This is a genomic window from Ochrobactrum chromiisoli (genome assembly GCF_026241335.1).
Classification (GTDB): Bacteria; Pseudomonadota; Alphaproteobacteria; order Rhizobiales; family Rhizobiaceae; genus Brucella; species Brucella chromiisoli.
Genome location: NZ_JAPHAV010000013.1, coordinates 68,425 through 84,273, shown reverse-complemented (window position 1 = coordinate 84,273; position 15,849 = coordinate 68,425). Strand labels below are relative to the sequence as shown.

Sequence of the window (15,849 nt, the reverse complement as noted above, 5' to 3'; positions counted from 1 at the left end):
GCCGCCGATCTCTATCCTTTCCCGCAATGGCGGCCTGGATTGCGAGAAAACAGGTTCTCACTCGCCTCTGAGCTTCTCCGTGACGTGTTTCCGGCTGCGCATTGCTTCACCTGTCGCGGCTACCAGAGCGGCGCCCGCCGCCGTGACGATGAGAGCAACGAGGTAGAGCCACGGCACCGAAAGCACCTCAGGTGGCGGGTCGAACACTCCGGTCAGCAGCTTGACGAGCACATAGGCAATCAGCGTGCCTGCCCCGAGACCCAGGACCATGCCGCTGCCGGTAACCAGTGCCGCTTCGCTCCAGACGAAGGCGCCGAGCTGTCGTGGTCGGGCTCCCAGAGCCACGAGAACCGCGAAGGAGCGCTCGCGGTCGGCAAAGCCAAGGCCAAGGACCAGTCCGCCCGACGCAGCAAGCATGACAAGCGCGAAAACGAGTTCCAGCCGCGTTAGACCGGCGAGATCAATTGCGGTGAGGCTCGACCCTATCAGGGCTACGGTATCGCCGATCTGGCTGACCTTGAGCCCGGGGAGGCCCGCAGTCGCATTTCGGGCGGACAAAGCGACGCGGGCGGGATCACCGTTCGATCGAATGAGAACAATCTCGTTTGCCGCGGAACCGGTTTGCCGGGCGATGTAAGCCGCGTTGGCGACCAAGAACGAATCCTTGGGGGCGGTCGGGAATTCGCGCACCACACCCACGATGTGAAAGGGCACGACATGATATTGGTGATCGGCCGCGTTTTGCAGGCGAAGGTTGATGCTGTCGCCGCGGCGGAGCTGATAGTCGTTCACGGTTTCCTGAGAGACCAGCACACCATCGTGCGTTTGCGCGAGGTCGGCGAGTGTCGCCCTCGCATCGCCATTGGCAAAATAAGCGTCGGACATGGCCGTGGCTGTCCCGATGCGTGCCGGATCGATGCCGTAGAGATCCTGAAGGTCGGTTCCGACATACGCGTATCGGTGTTGCATCGGCTGGGCCGCCGCGACGCCCGGTAGCCTGGAAAGGGTGTCGAGCGCCTGAGACGCAGGTGCGGCGGATGTGCCCGTGACGGTGACGTCGGCGCCGTTGGTGAGTTCAGCGTCGACCCGCGCCTGAGCCTCATAGGTTGCGTTGAAAATCGCGGTAGACGATGCAAAGGCGAAAGCAAGCGCAGCCAGGCCGATGCCAGCAGTCAATCGGCGGCCTTGGCGCCCAAATGTTGCCGCCACAACATCCGCCAGACGCCCGGCGACAGGTCGCAAGCCCTTGGCAATCAGCGGTCGGCCTTGCCGCAGCCCGGCCCCGACGAGCCGCATGGCCAACAGTGCCAGACCGGTCCATAGCATCATAGGCGCAAGGAAGGCGGTGTAGTCGACGGCCGCGGCCGTCACACCCTCCGGCGCGAGAACGACCTGATATCCGCTCGCTGCCGAACGCCAGTAGAACGCCGCAGCGAGCGCAAGCAGCACAAGGTCCAGATAACCGCGAGCCCACAAGGGTGTCCAATGCTCGCCGATCGGTCGCCGGCCCGCCGCAATGGTAGAGCTGCGAGCGTCTCGCCAAGCGGGAAGCAGGATCGCGACGAGGGGGCGGAACAAGATTTGTTCCCCCAGACACGTTAAGGCCGAACGGAGAGTGAACGTCACGCGGCCCGGAGGATTTTCCCTGGAAGCCGCAAGGGCCTGAAGCCCTCGGACATCTGCTGCTCGGTGTCCCAGGAATAGATACCGGTGAGATTTATGTGCTCCCAACTGAGGGGCGAGACGTGTTTCAGCAACGCGTCGGGGATATTTCGGCCTTGCTGGCGCAGATGCGCCGTTGCCCGGCTGAGGTAGACGGTGTTCCAATGGACGATGGCGCTGACCACCAGGTTGAGGCCGGAAGCCCGGAATGCCTGGCTGTCAAAGGAGCGATCACGGATCTCGCCGCGCTCGTGGAAAAAGACGGCGCGTTTGAGTTTGTGAGCGGCCTCGCCCTTGTTGAGCCCGGCCTGACAACGCCGGCGTAGCGCCGGGCTAGAATACCACTCGATCATGAACAGGGTGCGCTCGATGCGGCCGAGTTCGCGCAAGGCTTTGGCCAGATCGCTGGATTTCGACGACGCGGAGAACTTCTTGAGGATCGCCGACGGCGCGACGGTGCGCGTCGTGATCGACGCGGCAAGGCGCAGGAGTTCGTCCCAATGGTCCATGATGAGGGCGGTGTTGATCGGCACGCCGATATGATTTGCCAGCGCCGGATAGATATCGGCTTTCTCGAAGGTGTGCAGTTTCCGGTCCTTGATATTGCGAAGTCGGGGCGCGAAGCGCTTGCCGATCAGGCAGAACAGCGCAAAGACATGATCGCTGGCGCCGCCGGTATCGGTGAACAGCTCCTCGATCTCCAGAACCGTGTCGTGGTCGAACAGGCCGTCGAGCACATAGACGGCCTCGCTTTCGGTCGGGCTGATCGGCAAGATGCTGTAATAGCCGTATTGGTCGGAAAGCCCGCTGTAGAACTTCGATCCCGGCTCACTGCCATAATGCAGGTTGATGTCGCTGCGCCTGGCGGCCTGGTCGCTGGCGCGGAAGAACTGCCCATCGGATGAGGCTGTCGTTCCGTCGCCCCAGATTTGCGCATGCGGATGGCGCGTATGGGCATCGGTGACGCAGGCCTGCGCGGCCCGATAGGTTTCGGAGCGGGCATGGAAGCTGCGCATCCAGCCGATCTGGTGGGCGCTGATCCCCTTCGACGCCCCCGCCATGCGTTTCGGGCCGAGATTCGTGCCATCGGCAAGCACGCCGGCCAGCATGGCGGCGATGTTTTGCGGCGCATCTCCCGTCCGGACATGGGTGAACTGGTCGGCAAACCCGGTCCACTCATGCACTTCCCGCAGGAGATCGGGCACCTCGACCAGAGGATACATCTCCGTGATTTCGGCATTGATGGCTTCCGCCGCGGCGGGAACATCGCTGGTGTGCGGCGTCACGATCAGCGTGCCGTTTTCCATCCTGACGCCATCGAGCTTGCCGAAACGGGCGCGCCAGGCCAGCCGTTTGAGGTTGACGTCCATCATCTCCCGGACGTCCGCGAGCCAGGCAGCGCAGTCGGTCTGGACACCGAGGCCAAGCTGATCTTGCCCCTTCAGGGCGACAAAGGTTGGCTTCGGCATGAGATCTTCGTCTATCGGCCGGAATGACCGGCTGCCCTCGACCCACACATCGCGCGAATGCAGCCGGTCCCGTAAATGAGCGAAGGTGGCGATTTCATAAAGCCGCCGATCCGGCTTGCCATCCTCGAAGACCAGTTTCCTTTCGTTCGCACCCAGATGGCCGACCGGCACGCGATCCGGCAGAACACGGCGTCCCTCCACATAAAGCATTTTCAGGGTCGCGACCGCCGCAAGCAACGGATCGTGCCGGCGGCGTGAGCGGAACGTGAATGCCTGAAGGAACGCGCCGGCGAACTTGCGGATGTTTCCATGTTGCTCGGCCGCCAGCACCAACGGCGAAGCGTTGGCGCTCTCCACCATCGCCTCGAGACCGGGCTTGATCTGCAGCAGCCGATGCCAGCCGACTTGCCGGTTTACCGTCTCGATCGCATCTTCATCGGCATCATTGGCGGCCTGCAAGGCAACGATCGTATCGAGGAACAGTCGCAGCGCCTTGGACGTTTCCATGCGGGCGTTCATGTGACGCTGCTTTTTCCGGTTGTTCGCCTGGGAGAACAGCCGGCCCATCAGCTTGATGAACATGGTCATTGCATCATCAGTGAGCTTCTGGCCGAGCTTGATGATCTGCACCACGATCGTCGCACGCCGACGGCTGGCGCCAAATTCGCCGGCGAGCCAGGCCGGTGCTGCATCACCTTCCCGGACCATCTGGTCCCATCTTCCGGAGGGGATGCGGGCCTGCAAACGGGGATCGATCCCGAGCGAACGCAGGAACATGATACGTTCCGTCAAACCGACCAGATTCCCCGCTCCCGGTGCGTCGGATGCGGAACGCAGCCAATGGAAGCGCGTCTGCCCTATTGCAGGATCAACGGCCAGCAGGGCATCGAGGGCTTCGAGTTTTTCCGGAGCGATATCCGAGATCAGCGCACTCTCAGCACGACGGCGAGCAACGGCGCGGGCCGCAATGCCGATCTTCTCGATGGAGTGTTGAGAAGGCAGCAGCGCCTTCCGCTCACGAAAGGCAGCGATGACGGCCGTTGCGATCGGCAGCCCCTTGTCCCCGGAGGCGGCCGCCTCGGTCGCGGCCAACAAAGCTGCACGGCGGTCGTCGCGATCCGCTGCATGCAGGCCAAGGTAATCCGTCAGATATCGGCTATGCTCGAACCGGGTTTGCGCACGGTGAGCATAGATGGAGTAGGAGCGGGGATCGACATCGAGCTGATCGGCAACATAATCAACTATGGCTGAAGGCGGTTGTTCAGCCTCACCCAGGAGCCGGCCGGTTTGTCGGATGACGCAAAGCTGGATGGCAAAGCCCAGTTTGTTATGAGGGCGGCGTCGCAACTCGCATTCGAGGCGATCAGCAGCATCAATCGTATAGTGCCGGATCAGACCGTCCTTGTCTGCCAGCCCGAGAAGATTTTGCGCCTCTGCCGCGCTAATCAGTTTCCTTCGCCCCATCCGCCTACTCCTTTTACATCCGGCACCCCGATGAACAGGGCGGGGTGTCCTGTCCAAAAACGAGCGATTGCGTACAGGGGTAAAACAGCCTGTCCACAAATTATCTTGACAGGCTTATGAACAGAGGCGATATTTTGGACAGCCTATTCGGACAAAATTGCCCTCATGCCACGCACCTTCGCCTATGTCCGAGTCTCCACGACCGGCCAGACGACCGAGAACCAGATTCGGGAAATCGAAGCCGCCGGCTTCCAGGTCGAACTGCGCCGGATCGTCACCGAGACGGTTTCCGGCAGCACCGCCATCGCGCAACGCCGCGGCTTTTCCCGGCTCATGGACAAGCTGGAATCCGGCGACATTCTGATCGTGACAAAGCTCGACCGCCTCGGCCGTGATGCGATCGACGTCAGCACCACCGTCAGAACGCTGGCCGAAATGGGCGTGCGCGTCTATTGCCTCGCGCTCGGCGGCGCCGACCTCACCAGCTCGGCCGGCACCATGACCATGAACGTGCTCAATGCCGTCGCCCAATTCGAGCGGGATTTGCTGATCGAGCGAACGCAATCCGGTCTCAAGCGCGCCAAGTCGGAAGGCAAGACCCTCGGTCGGCCCTTCACGCTCAGCGATGAACAGAAGCACGGTGTCCGCAACGATCTCGCGAAGGGCATGAGCGTTTCGGCGATAGCAAGGAAATTCGCGACCAGTCGGCAGACCATTATGCGGGTTCGCGACGAGGGTTCACGGTCCGTTCGACCTTAGCGTGTCTGGGGGAACAAATCTTGTTCTGACCCCAATGATGGGTAAGCCGGTCGAGCAGAGCGGCGGTCATTTTTGCGTCGCCGAAGACAGTCGGCCATTCGCCGAACGTCAGGTTTGTGGTGACGATGATTGAAGTCCGCTCGTAGAGCTTGCTGATGAGGTGGAACAGCAACTGTCCGCCGGCCTGGGCGAACGGAAGATAGCCAAGCTCGTCCATAATGACGAAGTCGAGCCTTGTGATAAACTCGGCAAGACGGCTCTGCATCTCTTTTCTGGACGCTGTAGCTTAAGCCTTTTCAGGCTCAACTTCAGCGGTACGGTTTACCAAAGGCATAAATTCCAACTGCTTCTAAGCGTTCAAGATCGGCACATTTCCTTACAAAAAGATAGCAGATTTTCCCAGCATCAATCGTCAAAAAAGCCACGTTATTCATCGTTGCGAAGGTCTTGTTTCCGAATAATACAAATTTCAGATAACAAAATCAGCCATCAGATTGGCCAATTTCATCAAAAATCCAATTCGGCATCTCAAAGATTACCCAAGTAATCCTAAACAGGTAGCTCTTATTTCCGAAAAATTACAAAAATGGATAGATGGCTAAAAATATGCGTTTTGAAACAATTACGCTTAGGCCAAAGACGTGTAAAAAACCTTCATTGAAAAATTTCTTGGCCACTATCCTAAATTTTAAAAGTTCGGAATTAAGGGTATCTCTGGTCTTTTTTACTCATATTTTTATAAATTCTGCTTCAATTTCCGGAATGTTTTTGTGAAATGGAAGATTTCGCAAGAATATCAGCGCTTTCAGCGCAGGGCTCTTATGGCCAAAAATGAGGGCTTGTGTATTGTTACTGCGCGGTGCGCGGAAAAATCCCTGTAAGGTGGTGTTTTGGCCCTTTAAGAGCTTAAGTAAAGAGCTCAGTAAGTCTCGCAAAAAGGATGGGTAATTTTAACCGATATACTTTTTAAAACTGGGTCAAAGAACAGACCTTAAATTAGGTCAAATTAAGAGAAATTGGGATGTGTTAGGTGCCTTTCCACCCAATTTCGGAGGGCTCAATACCTCAAAAGTGGCGCTACACGCCACTTTTGATAACGTATTTCGTCCTGACGGAGGCTAAAAATGCTGCGTTTCTGGGCTTTTCAAGCCCCAGAAACACGCTATCGCGTGGCAGCATATTAACTTTTCAATTTTGTCAGAGGTGATTTTAATGAAGATTTATACTGGCAGCTTTTAATGTTGCAGAGGATTTTCGAACTAAAGGGTAGTGCGCTCAATGTGAATTTGTTTGCAGATCCGTATGGCTTTACGAAATGGGGGAGGGCGACAGCCACATTATGCCAGACGCAATTATTGGCGTGAATGAAGAAAGCGCTAATAGGTGAGGGGCATGACACGCTGCTGAGGCTTTTGGAATTGCAGCTACAGATGATAACCGCGCCGTAGCTTTCGCGTGTAAAAACTATTCAGCATATGGATTGCAGCATGCTCCGTCTCAAAGCTCTGGTGTTTAAATTGCCCTCTGCTGCCGATCCGTCCCCAGTTGCGCGTAAAAACCCAAACGCCAAACAAGTCTCTTTCAACCGATAGGCCATAGAAGCGGGCCATGTTTTGTTCACGGGTGACCCTATAGAGCTTTATGTAATCTACTGAGCGGCTTTCCATAATGGGCAGGATGATGCGATCGAGTCGTCGCGTCTAATGAAACTTTTGAATCAAACTGGCCGCATCGATTCATCACGCTGATCTATCGAAGATAGGGCTCATTCTCCGCATCAGGTTAATTATGGTGTTTTGGCGCCGAAGCGGTATTCGAACTGGTCTCTATGAGATTGGGAACTGGACGTGCATTTACAATGAGATAAAGCGCCATTGTATAAATATAAGCCAGCAGGATTGGGTTTCGGGTGCAGGCCTGCGATTTTAAAGATTCATTTTGGGTGTCGATTGAATATGCCAGTCCGATGATAAATTAGGCCTACAATAAGCAATTATTAAATATCGCATACTAGTGTTAATTATAATATTGACCTACCATTAGGTGTGTTATTTTTTTGCTTATGAAAGTTTGTGTTCTGGATTACGATTAAAAGATGTATAAACATTTATACTACAATTAATTTCATATGTTTTGAACGATGGTCGATCTGCGATCTCTTTTGTTTAGATTTCCCGAAAATATTGATTAGCGCGCTTGAGAGATCATAAAAGCGCGCAGTTTTTTACACAGAGAGCGGAGGGTTTGAAGGTTTCAGCTTCATCTGGGCCTTTTGCTTTCGCTCGTCCAGATAATAGGAGCAAGCATGCGTAAAATTGGAGAGTTTGATTTACGAGGTAACAGCTTCGTCGGTCAGATACATTTCATTGACCAAAGCGTTGACTTGGTATTTTGGCCAAGAGAGAAGAAAGGAGAATTCAGCCCCGATTTCGATATTTATAAGGAAAGCTTTGTGGTCGGTTCTGCCTGGCGTAGGAAAACGCTTGATACAGAGAAAGATTACCTATCCGTCAAGCTTGATGATCCTACATTTTTAGCGCCCATCTATGCCCGCCTATTGGATAAGGATGAGCGGGGTAAATACGCACTCGTCTGGCAGCGCCCGAAGGCGAAACCATTCTAAACCATTTCAAGCTAATTGTATCCGACTGGTTCTTTTACCCCGCTATGTAATCTCACGGTCTGACCAACGATCGCGTTTTGCCTTTTTGAGGCTATTCTTTCCAAATTCAGGAAACCTCCTGAAGACGCCATTGTCATCCGCATTCTGTGCGTCTGATAGTTTGCTGACTGCATTTATGCTGATCGGCATTTTTGAGATGGCCGCAATTTAATCAGCATCCTGTCCCGCGGGGCTGAGCGGTCTTAGTCTCTCTTTCCAAAAAGACATATCGCGCAATTCGCTAATTGCTGCCTGGAGCTTTGATGTTTCAAGGCTGCCTTCGCGCGCGGTTTGTCAGCTCTAAACACAAACAATCAATCAACTACAAAAAGAAAGCTTAACATACATGACATCCGCAATACCAAACATCCAGCTTAACATTCGCTTTGAAGCTGGCGATGACACTTCAACTGTCAACATGCGCATTCAGCTGGGACAAACCGATATTGTTCTGCCGCTGCCAGCAGGCTTGTGCTTTGAAAGCACAAAACCGCTCCATATGAGCCTTTCTATCCCTCATCCAATGCACCAGGAAACCAATTATGCAAGAATTTCGACATCATCAGCAGCCAGCAACGAAGCCGCTCCGGCGGAAACTGCAAACGACAAAGCGTTCACGAAGCAATTGTTGCTGCCGTCTCCCGCGTCATCAAAAGTATCGTCAAAATATCAAACACAATGGCCAGTCATTGGCGGTGAGGATCTCATCCTTGATACAAGCGCCATTCTGAGTTCCGCAGCGTTCTCAGCCAATTTTGAGGCTGGGATTATTCGCGACATCTATATCGCAGGATGTCCGGGTCTAAAACATCTCAAAGGCCAGCTTAGTATTCCGATCTTTAAGGTTGGCGAGTGTGCGCAGGATAGGATTGCTGATCGTATTAAGCAGCAAAGCAAAGACCAATACGGATCTTATTATAAGATCAATGGCGATTGGCCGGTGCAAGATGAGGGATATGACGAATATTCTGCGCTTCAAATTTATATCCCTGAAACGTTGCATGAGAATAGTCCTGTTCGCGCTCTAACACGAGGGCTTCGCGTTACCCTTCCAAAAGGCATGAGCCGGCAGCAGTTCAGCAACAGGTTTCAGAGAAAGCTGTCATCATGTAGCTGGATAGAATGGCGCAAGACGGAAGATGCCATTGCACATTTTGAGCGCAAAAACATCAATCCGGATATTATCGACCGCTACACTGATTATGGTACGGGTGAGAAATGCGATATCAGCCAGGCAACTGAGCTTTACTGCATTCGAAATGAAAATGCTCAGGACTGCAAACGTCTCATCGCTGTCATCGAAAATGTTATTCTCGAGCATATGGATTTGATTTGATAACACATTGGGCGGCAGATTTTCTGCTGCCGCCTGATTTTTACTTTATGCGTCGGTTCAGCACGCCTATACAAAGCGTGTCACAGCCCGAACATGGAGAAGAATGATGACAGTCGGTCACGAGCTTGATGGCTTGATGAAGTTTCTGAGCCGCGATGAATGGCGCGATTGTTTTTCTGAGATATTTGGTGACCATCTTGGGCCTGTTCTGGACGCCTTCGACATAGATTTTGAAGACATCGCAGATATGCTCGGTGAGGCATGGCCTGATATTCTTTGGGGCTGTGCGTTTGAAGATTTTCTGACCCAGGATTTTGATGTCCCGGGTGGCAATATTGTTGACGAATATCTCAAACGTCGGGGCTGGAAGGAAAGCGCACAATCGAAGGCCTATATGAAAGCGCTGCGCAATTCCCGTATAAGCCTTTATGAGATGAGCGACATTGTGCCAGGAAAATCGGTTCTGGCGCGCGATCTCATTCGCGGTGGTGAGCCTATCCTGGTCTATGAGCACAGCGCTACAAAATCGATAAAACAATGGGATAGGATTGCTGCGCGTATAGTGCCTGTCATGGGCAGGCATATCTTTGCGGGCTCTCTGTTGCCATTCACGCAAAAGGCAAGTGATGACCTCTTTGATGGTTTTCGTCTTGTATTTGGAAAGAGGAAGACAAAAAAGCTACCAATCTTCGATGACGATGAGCTGCATGAGGCGGCCCGTATTTTTACACATTCATGGTTGTTTGACGCACTTGAGAATATCGCGGTAATACCCTCTATCCAGAATAGTGATGGGCACGATTTCATGTTCCATGATGTTCGCTTCCCTATTGCTTCAGGCGTGACGCAGAAGGACATTGCAGCAAAGATAAATACGATTGCAGGCATGTCGCAAGATGGGGAAAAATCTTGGAACTGGCTAGAAGTAAAGCCAAAAGCCAAGAACAAATCCAAGCCCAAAGCTGGCTCTTTCGATACCGACCTTGAGGATGGCTACCGTATCTTGGGAAGTATTGAGATCAAAGGCCGTTTCATGCATCTGATGACCAATTCTGCAGAACGTTCTGCAGTTGGAATGGGACTTGTAAAACAAGCACTCGGTGATCTCGTCCGCGTACCGCTGACAGAAATTCGTACGGTCAATCAGGTAATGGCCGACAAAACCGAAGACGATACGACAGATGTAGAAGCAGCTATGCCTGCTGACATTGCACACGAAATTGTTCATCAGGTACTGGATCGAAAATATCGCGAAACTCTAGATCAACCCGTTCCTATGCTGGGTAACATCACGCCGCGCCAAGCTGCAAAAACTGCCGCAGGGCGTAAAAAACTCGTCGAATGGCTGAAGTATCTTGAGAACCAGATTGCTGTTCGTCATCAACACACTGACCCAATGGCAACCTACAGTTTCGAGTGGATCTGGCGTGAGCTCAATATTCTCGATTTACGAAAGTAATTATCTCGATTGGGAGAGGGCAACTCCATATCCCCAAACAGAATTTTGGCTGGCTATCAAATATTGCAAGCTGTCCCGATCAGTACGGTTGAACAAATCAATCATTTCATTCCGCACTGATTGAATGTGATCATATCGGCTTGTAATACAATCTCTTTTACGCTATATATCAGATATGCGATGGATAGTTGAGACGCTTGATGACACTGTAGATGCTGAAATTGAGGGGCTCCCCGCTGGATTGCAGGCTCGTCTCATCCGTTTGATGGAAATGGTCGAGAACGTTGGCTTAGAACAATTGCATGAACCTCATGTTAAGCACTTGGAGGGAAAGCTCTGGGAGCTTCGCGCTAAAGCAACGGAAGGAATTGCGCGGGGTTTTTACGTTAGTGTTACGGGACGCCGCGTTGTTATCCTTCATGTTTTTGTCAAAAAATCGCAGAAGACACCTAAGAGCGCCTTAGATTTAGCAAAGCAGCGAATGAAGCAGGTAAAAACATGACTAGGATTTCAGACCTAAAACAGCGCCTCATGAATGATCCGGAATTCCGGAAGGAATATGAAAAAGCGGATGGAGAGTTTGCGCTTGTCGAAGCTCTTGTGACAGCGAGAACCGATGCAAAGATGTCGCAAGCTGATGTAGCAAAACGTATTGGCACGACCCAATCGGCCATTGCTCGGCTTGAAGGCGGTAAAGTTTCTCCGTCCATTTCTACACTACGTCGGTACGCAGAGGCCACAGGGTCGAAACTAAAAATTAATCTGATCCATCATTGAGATGGTAGTGGCCTTGTTGCATAGATCGCGGTATCACTGATATCCAGAGGCGGTTCATGGGCACTGTTACGTTAACCTGAGCAAGTCCGCAATTTTGTCTATGACGCTGAAATTATGCAGCTTTCAGGCATGCGATTTCACGCCACATGTTTGTGGCGGTCTGACGCAGCTCGCGATGGTCTGCTGAGGAGAGAAGGTTGCGGGGAAAGTAGTGGAGATTGTAGACCGGGTCGTGAATCGATGTGAAGCGTTGCACGTGTCGTGCTGATTTAAAGCGCTTCATGACCCGCTCTCGTCGTCGGATGGGCTGGTGCGAATTCTCAGCGCGGTTGTTCAAGCCTTTGTGCTGACGATGCTCGCAAACGCTCATCCCCAGTTTTCGTTTGGCAGCACCATAAGATCTCAGCTTATCGCTGACCATGACGCGGGCTGAACAGCCCTGGCCGCGTAGAAGTTTACGCATGAAACGCTTGGCAGCACTGGTGTTACGGCGCTTCTGAACAAGAACATCGAGTACAAAGCCATCCTGATCAACGGCGCGCCACAGAAAATGCTTCTCACCCTTGATCGTGATGACCATTTAATCAAGGTGCCATTTATCACCAAGACGTGGGGTACGGCGACGGATCGTATTGGCATATTCACGTCCAAACTTCTCCGCTCATTCATGTACCGTCTTGTGGGTGACGATGATCCCACGGTAAGCCAGCATATCTTCGACCATGCGAAAGCTAAGAGGAAAGCGATAATACAGCCATACCGCCTCCGCGATAATCTCAGCAGGGAAACGATGGCGGTGATAAAGTGAGGAACGAGATTCGATCATGGCCTATTTTCGCAGCTTATGCTTGCGCCAGAGTTAAGGTAACTGTGCCCTTTCACCATCTTCTTCGTGTGTCTTCGTTAAGAAGCCCGCAAACGCGGGCTTCTTAACCACTCTGGATTCAGCTTATTCCAGAAAATTTGTCAGGAATCTCCGAAACGGTTGGCTACATTCAACAGGGGCCATATGAGTTTGCCCTCTAAGGAGCTGCAGCGTAGCGTCGGGGATACCATTTTGGGCAGCTTCCATCATGCCATCGCCAAAAAACTGATCCAGTTCCCCGCCGATAATCAATGTCCGTGCTGTAATCGAGCTTAGATCGACTGGCTCGGCCTGCATTATCAATTGAAGATACCGGACAATAACTTCACCGGAATTCATTTTTTCGGGAAGTTTGTTGCGGTCAACCCAGAGGTTTATCTTCAATAACAAGTTCAACAAGGGATTACGGAATATTGCTGCAAATTCGTTGATCAACTCGTAGTACTGCTCCCGTTGTGCGAACTGGATTTGTCGATTTATCCTGATTTTGCCATTCATGCTGAACTGGTGAGCGCTCGCCACCAGAATCAGCCTCTTAACCCACCCTTCGCGTGCTGCCGCAAGCCTTGTCGCTAGCAGTCCGCCATAGGATATCCCCATGAGCGAAAACGCCGAGACCTTCAGTTCTCTGATAGCGCGCTCATAGTCCGACACGATTGTCTCAGTTGTTGCTTTCGTGTCGAGCTGCTGATCGTAGCCGATCAGGATAAAGCCCTGTTTTGGCGGCAGCATGCGTGCGACACGCTTCGCATCGCGCAGCATCCTGTCAAAGCAATGTTTGCGGACAAAACCTTGCCCGCCATTGATCACGATCACAGGGTCATTTTGATCACCCATGCGAATATAGGGAATTCTTCCAAGCAAAACGCCGGTCTTAAAGTTAGTCATGATAATTCCTCAGCAGCAATAGCTGCTTTCGTCAGCACATTAGCTGTTGAGTTATTTATTGGTGATCTGGCGAGCAATAGCTTGCGCTAGAGGCGGCATCGGCAGCTCCATGCGGAGGTAAACACTGCCATCCCGTGTTCTCGATACCAAACCGGCATCACAGATTTCGCGACGTAGCAAGGCGTGATCTCCGAAACTGTGCCAGGATTTCAACAGCGCGTTCACCTCGGCTTCCGTCAGTTTCGTCCGGGCCGGCAAGCGAGACCAAAGCACCCATAGAACCGATATCTGATCCGAACGTTTGCTTGGAAAGCGCGTAAGAACACCATCCTTATCGAAGCAGCGGGCTACACGCTCCACATTCGCTTGACTGATGATAGGGTGTACATCTGCCTTCACAGGTTCTTTCGCACCGTCTCGCAGGTGCTGGAAATTTTTGAATCCCGCGCCTTTTGCAAGGATATTCAAAATTTCGACGTGAGAAAGCGGCTTGTCGCGTTCGGAATATGCATTGCGGATGCTGCGCGCTAAAGCCGAAATGTCATTGACATGCAATGGTATTAATTCCCTGGGCATGGTCCCTGATCCTTAAAACGTGCCTGTCAAATTGAGATCGGTGATCGCCGTTCCGACGCGGCACGAACAAGGTGGTCGATGCGTCAAGGAGAAATAGAAGCAGGTTTAGCTTGCCCAGAGGGCGGCGATGCCTAGGTGAACTGCGGACCGGGCGGTCATGTATCAGAAGGACAGATCGCCTGCAAGAGCAATTCTTTCTGGCTTCTGTTGAACTGGCACTGTTACGTTAACCTGAGCAAGTCCGTAATTTTGTCTATGACGCTGAAATTATGCAGCTTTCAGGCATGCGATTTCACGCCACATGTTTGTGGCGGTCTGACGCAGTACTCGATGGGGCGTTGGTGCATGGAGCCGATTATAGACAGATTGCGGTCTTTGATGTTTGATCACAGGCTTAACTCTTTCACACGGACGGAAACTGGGCGTGCGGATGCCAGCATTCGATTGAGAATGCGGCATCCGAGTTTGACTTCGGCTTGCTGATTGGCAAACTTGCGTGAGCGAAGACGGTTGCGATTGACGGACTTATACCGGCCCATGGCCGTTTCCACATGAGACCGTTTTCCATAACCGGTTACGGCCTGCCACTTCATCCGGCCATGCTCGGCGATTGTTTGCGTGTGCCAGTCCCGCTGATCCGGTGGGCCATACATGTCCATTGGTAATTGTCGGGCCCGCGGTGGAACAATGACGCTTACACCCGGACTGTGCTGGCGGGCAGACCTGTAGGTTTCATCACTGTCATAAGCTCCATCAGCAGTGACGCTTGCGATGGGCTGGTCAATCTGGTCAAGCAAAGCTGTGAATTGGCTGCTATCACTGCTGTTCTGATCGGTCAGGACTGCAGCGATAATTTCACCTGTGTCAGCATCGACGCCAAGATGCAGTTTGCGCCATTTCCTGGGGGATTTGCTGCCATGCTTATCCTCAAGCCATTGGCCTGCGCCATAAATCTTCAATCCTGTGCTGTCGACAAGAACATGAATGGGTTCATCAGGCGCGGTTGTCGTGTGCTGCCCCAGAGCCTTCAATGACGACAAGCTGGCACAGCGCCTGCTTAATGTCGTATGGTCAGGCACTGGCAGATCAAGGCCCATCAATTGCAGCAGTGACCTCATCAAGCCTTCGGTCTGACGCAAGGGCTGATTAAAGACGAGCCCGCACATCAGCGATGTTTCAATGGCCAAATCAGAATAGCGCAATTGGCCACCCGGTGTCGTGCGGAGCGGGGCGGACCAGCCCGCAATAGCTTCCTCACTGATCCAGAAGGTAACACTGCCGCGCTGGCGTAAGCCCGCTTCATAGTTGGGCCAGTTCTTAACCTTGAACTTCTGTGGCGGGATCTTATGGCGTTGAGCAGCGTTGTGTTTGAAAGGCATGAGTGGAGTCCAAAAGACGTAAAACTCAACGAATAAAGCCTATCTTTGCAAAATCAGTAAACCGGAAATGCTATCCATGCACCAACGCCGCGTTACGTGTCGGCGATGTACTGGTGGTCTGGAAGCTCGATCGCCTCGGGCGGTCGCTTGCCCATCTCGTCAACACCGTAAAGGGTCTATCAGACCAGAAGATCGGCCTGCGGGTGCTGACCGGAAAGGGCGCCGAAATCGACACTACGACCGCATCCGGCCGTATGGTCTTCGGCATCTTCGCAACCTTGGCCGAATTTGAGCGAGACCTGATCCGCGAGCGCACCATGGCCGGACTCGCAGCGGCCAGGGCGCGCGGCCGTAAAGGAGGCAGAAAATTCGCGCTCTCCAAGGCGCAGGTGCGCCTCGCTCAGGCCGCCATGGCGCAACGCGATACATCCGTCTCCGATCTCTGTAAGGAACTCGGGATCGAGCGCGTCACCCTTTATCGCTATGTCGGCCCCCAGGGCGAACTCAGGAGTTACGGAAAGCGTGTTCTCGGCTTAGCGTAGGATTCCGCCCC

General features: G+C 53.0%; 12 protein-coding genes and 3 pseudogenes. 7 read left to right on the top strand and 8 right to left on the bottom strand.

Annotation, left to right across the window (positions count from 1 at the left end; translation table 11 throughout):
* Positions 1-57: 57 nt before the first annotated feature.
* Complete coding sequence (locus OPR82_RS18545) at positions 58-1,578, bottom strand: ABC transporter permease (protein ID WP_265986388.1); 1,521 nt, start codon at positions 1,576-1,578, stop codon at positions 58-60.
* A gap of 44 nt (positions 1,579-1,622) precedes the next feature.
* Positions 1,623-4,595: a Tn3 family transposase gene (locus OPR82_RS18540; protein ID WP_265986387.1), complete on the bottom strand. Its 2,973-nt coding sequence runs from the start codon at positions 4,593-4,595 to the stop codon at positions 1,623-1,625.
* A 165-nt stretch (positions 4,596-4,760) separates the two neighbouring features.
* On the opposite strand from OPR82_RS18540, the gene OPR82_RS18535 reads away from it, so the two are divergent.
* Positions 4,761-5,354, top strand: coding sequence for a recombinase family protein (locus tag OPR82_RS18535; RefSeq protein WP_265986386.1), 594 nt, complete (start codon positions 4,761-4,763; stop codon positions 5,352-5,354).
* Here OPR82_RS18535 and OPR82_RS18530 read toward each other — a convergent pair.
* Both OPR82_RS18530 and OPR82_RS18525 read right to left on the bottom strand, forming a co-directional pair.
* Positions 5,311-5,595, bottom strand: a pseudogene (locus tag OPR82_RS18530) (ATP-binding protein); the annotation flags it as partial. The gene OPR82_RS18535 and the pseudogene OPR82_RS18530 overlap by 44 nt on opposite strands.
* A 1,183-nt stretch (positions 5,596-6,778) precedes the next feature.
* Positions 6,779-7,021 (bottom strand): WGR domain-containing protein, encoded by a 243-nt coding sequence (locus OPR82_RS18525; RefSeq protein ID WP_265986385.1) that lies wholly within the window; start codon positions 7,019-7,021, stop codon positions 6,779-6,781.
* Positions 7,022-7,659: 638 nt separating this feature from the next.
* Between OPR82_RS18525 and OPR82_RS18520 the strand changes: the two genes are divergently transcribed.
* From OPR82_RS18520 to OPR82_RS18500, 5 genes are all read left to right on the top strand, one after another.
* Entirely contained in the window at positions 7,660-7,977 is a 318-nt protein-coding gene (locus OPR82_RS18520) for a DUF736 domain-containing protein (RefSeq protein ID WP_265986384.1), read from the top strand.
* Between the two features lie 538 nt (positions 7,978-8,515).
* Complete coding sequence (locus OPR82_RS18515; RefSeq protein ID WP_265986383.1) at positions 8,516-9,352, top strand: hypothetical protein; 837 nt, start codon at positions 8,516-8,518, stop codon at positions 9,350-9,352.
* Positions 9,353-9,488: 136 nt separating this feature from the next.
* A complete protein-coding gene (locus tag OPR82_RS18510; RefSeq protein WP_323054570.1) occupies positions 9,489-10,811 on the top strand; it encodes a hypothetical protein in 1,323 nt (440 codons plus the stop codon).
* Between the two features lie 175 nt (positions 10,812-10,986).
* A complete protein-coding gene (locus OPR82_RS18505) occupies positions 10,987-11,313 on the top strand; it encodes a type II toxin-antitoxin system RelE/ParE family toxin (protein WP_265986382.1) in 327 nt (108 codons plus the stop codon).
* 29 nt (positions 11,314-11,342) lie between these two features.
* On the top strand, positions 11,343-11,588 hold the full coding sequence (locus OPR82_RS18500; RefSeq protein ID WP_265986381.1) for a helix-turn-helix domain-containing protein: 246 nt from the start codon (positions 11,343-11,345) through the stop codon (positions 11,586-11,588).
* A 112-nt stretch (positions 11,589-11,700) separates the two neighbouring features.
* Here the strand turns inward: OPR82_RS18500 and OPR82_RS18495 are convergent.
* The 4 genes and pseudogenes from OPR82_RS18495 to OPR82_RS18480 all read right to left on the bottom strand — a co-directional run bounded on the left by OPR82_RS18495 (position 11,701) and on the right by OPR82_RS18480 (position 15,296).
* A pseudogene (locus OPR82_RS18495) lies at positions 11,701-12,414 on the bottom strand (IS6 family transposase).
* Between the two features lie 123 nt (positions 12,415-12,537).
* Positions 12,538-13,341 (bottom strand): alpha/beta fold hydrolase, encoded by an 804-nt coding sequence (locus OPR82_RS18490; protein WP_265986380.1) that lies wholly within the window; start codon positions 13,339-13,341, stop codon positions 12,538-12,540.
* A 51-nt stretch (positions 13,342-13,392) separates the two neighbouring features.
* Positions 13,393-13,917 (bottom strand): DUF2087 domain-containing protein, encoded by a 525-nt coding sequence (locus tag OPR82_RS18485; protein ID WP_265986379.1) that lies wholly within the window; start codon positions 13,915-13,917, stop codon positions 13,393-13,395.
* A 386-nt stretch (positions 13,918-14,303) separates the two neighbouring features.
* Entirely contained in the window at positions 14,304-15,296 is a 993-nt protein-coding gene (locus OPR82_RS18480) for an IS5 family transposase (protein ID WP_265986377.1), read from the bottom strand.
* A gap of 89 nt (positions 15,297-15,385) precedes the next feature.
* On the opposite strand from OPR82_RS18480, the pseudogene OPR82_RS18475 reads away from it, so the two are divergent.
* Positions 15,386-15,838: pseudogene (locus tag OPR82_RS18475) on the top strand (recombinase family protein); the annotation flags it as partial.
* Positions 15,839-15,849: the final 11 nt, after the last annotated feature.

Excerpts from the sequence above, each read along its gene's own strand:
- OPR82_RS18540 (WP_265986387.1), bottom strand. The coding sequence starts at position 4,595 with ATGGGGCGAAGGAAACTGATTAGCGCGGCAGAGGCGCAAAATCTTCTC.
- OPR82_RS18535 (WP_265986386.1), top strand. The coding sequence starts at position 4,761 with ATGCCACGCACCTTCGCCTATGTCCGAGTCTCCACGACCGGCCAGACG.
- OPR82_RS18525 (WP_265986385.1), bottom strand. The coding sequence starts at position 7,021 with ATGGAAAGCCGCTCAGTAGATTACATAAAGCTCTATAGGGTCACCCGT.
- OPR82_RS18520 (WP_265986384.1), top strand. The coding sequence starts at position 7,660 with ATGCGTAAAATTGGAGAGTTTGATTTACGAGGTAACAGCTTCGTCGGT.
- OPR82_RS18515 (WP_265986383.1), top strand. The coding sequence starts at position 8,516 with ATGAGCCTTTCTATCCCTCATCCAATGCACCAGGAAACCAATTATGCA.
- OPR82_RS18510 (WP_323054570.1), top strand. The coding sequence starts at position 9,489 with ATGAAGTTTCTGAGCCGCGATGAATGGCGCGATTGTTTTTCTGAGATA.
- OPR82_RS18505 (WP_265986382.1), top strand. The coding sequence starts at position 10,987 with ATGCGATGGATAGTTGAGACGCTTGATGACACTGTAGATGCTGAAATT.
- OPR82_RS18500 (WP_265986381.1), top strand. The coding sequence starts at position 11,343 with ATGAATGATCCGGAATTCCGGAAGGAATATGAAAAAGCGGATGGAGAG.
- OPR82_RS18490 (WP_265986380.1), bottom strand. The coding sequence starts at position 13,341 with ATGACTAACTTTAAGACCGGCGTTTTGCTTGGAAGAATTCCCTATATT.
- OPR82_RS18485 (WP_265986379.1), bottom strand. The coding sequence starts at position 13,917 with ATGCCCAGGGAATTAATACCATTGCATGTCAATGACATTTCGGCTTTA.
- OPR82_RS18480 (WP_265986377.1), bottom strand. The coding sequence starts at position 15,296 with ATGCCTTTCAAACACAACGCTGCTCAACGCCATAAGATCCCGCCACAG.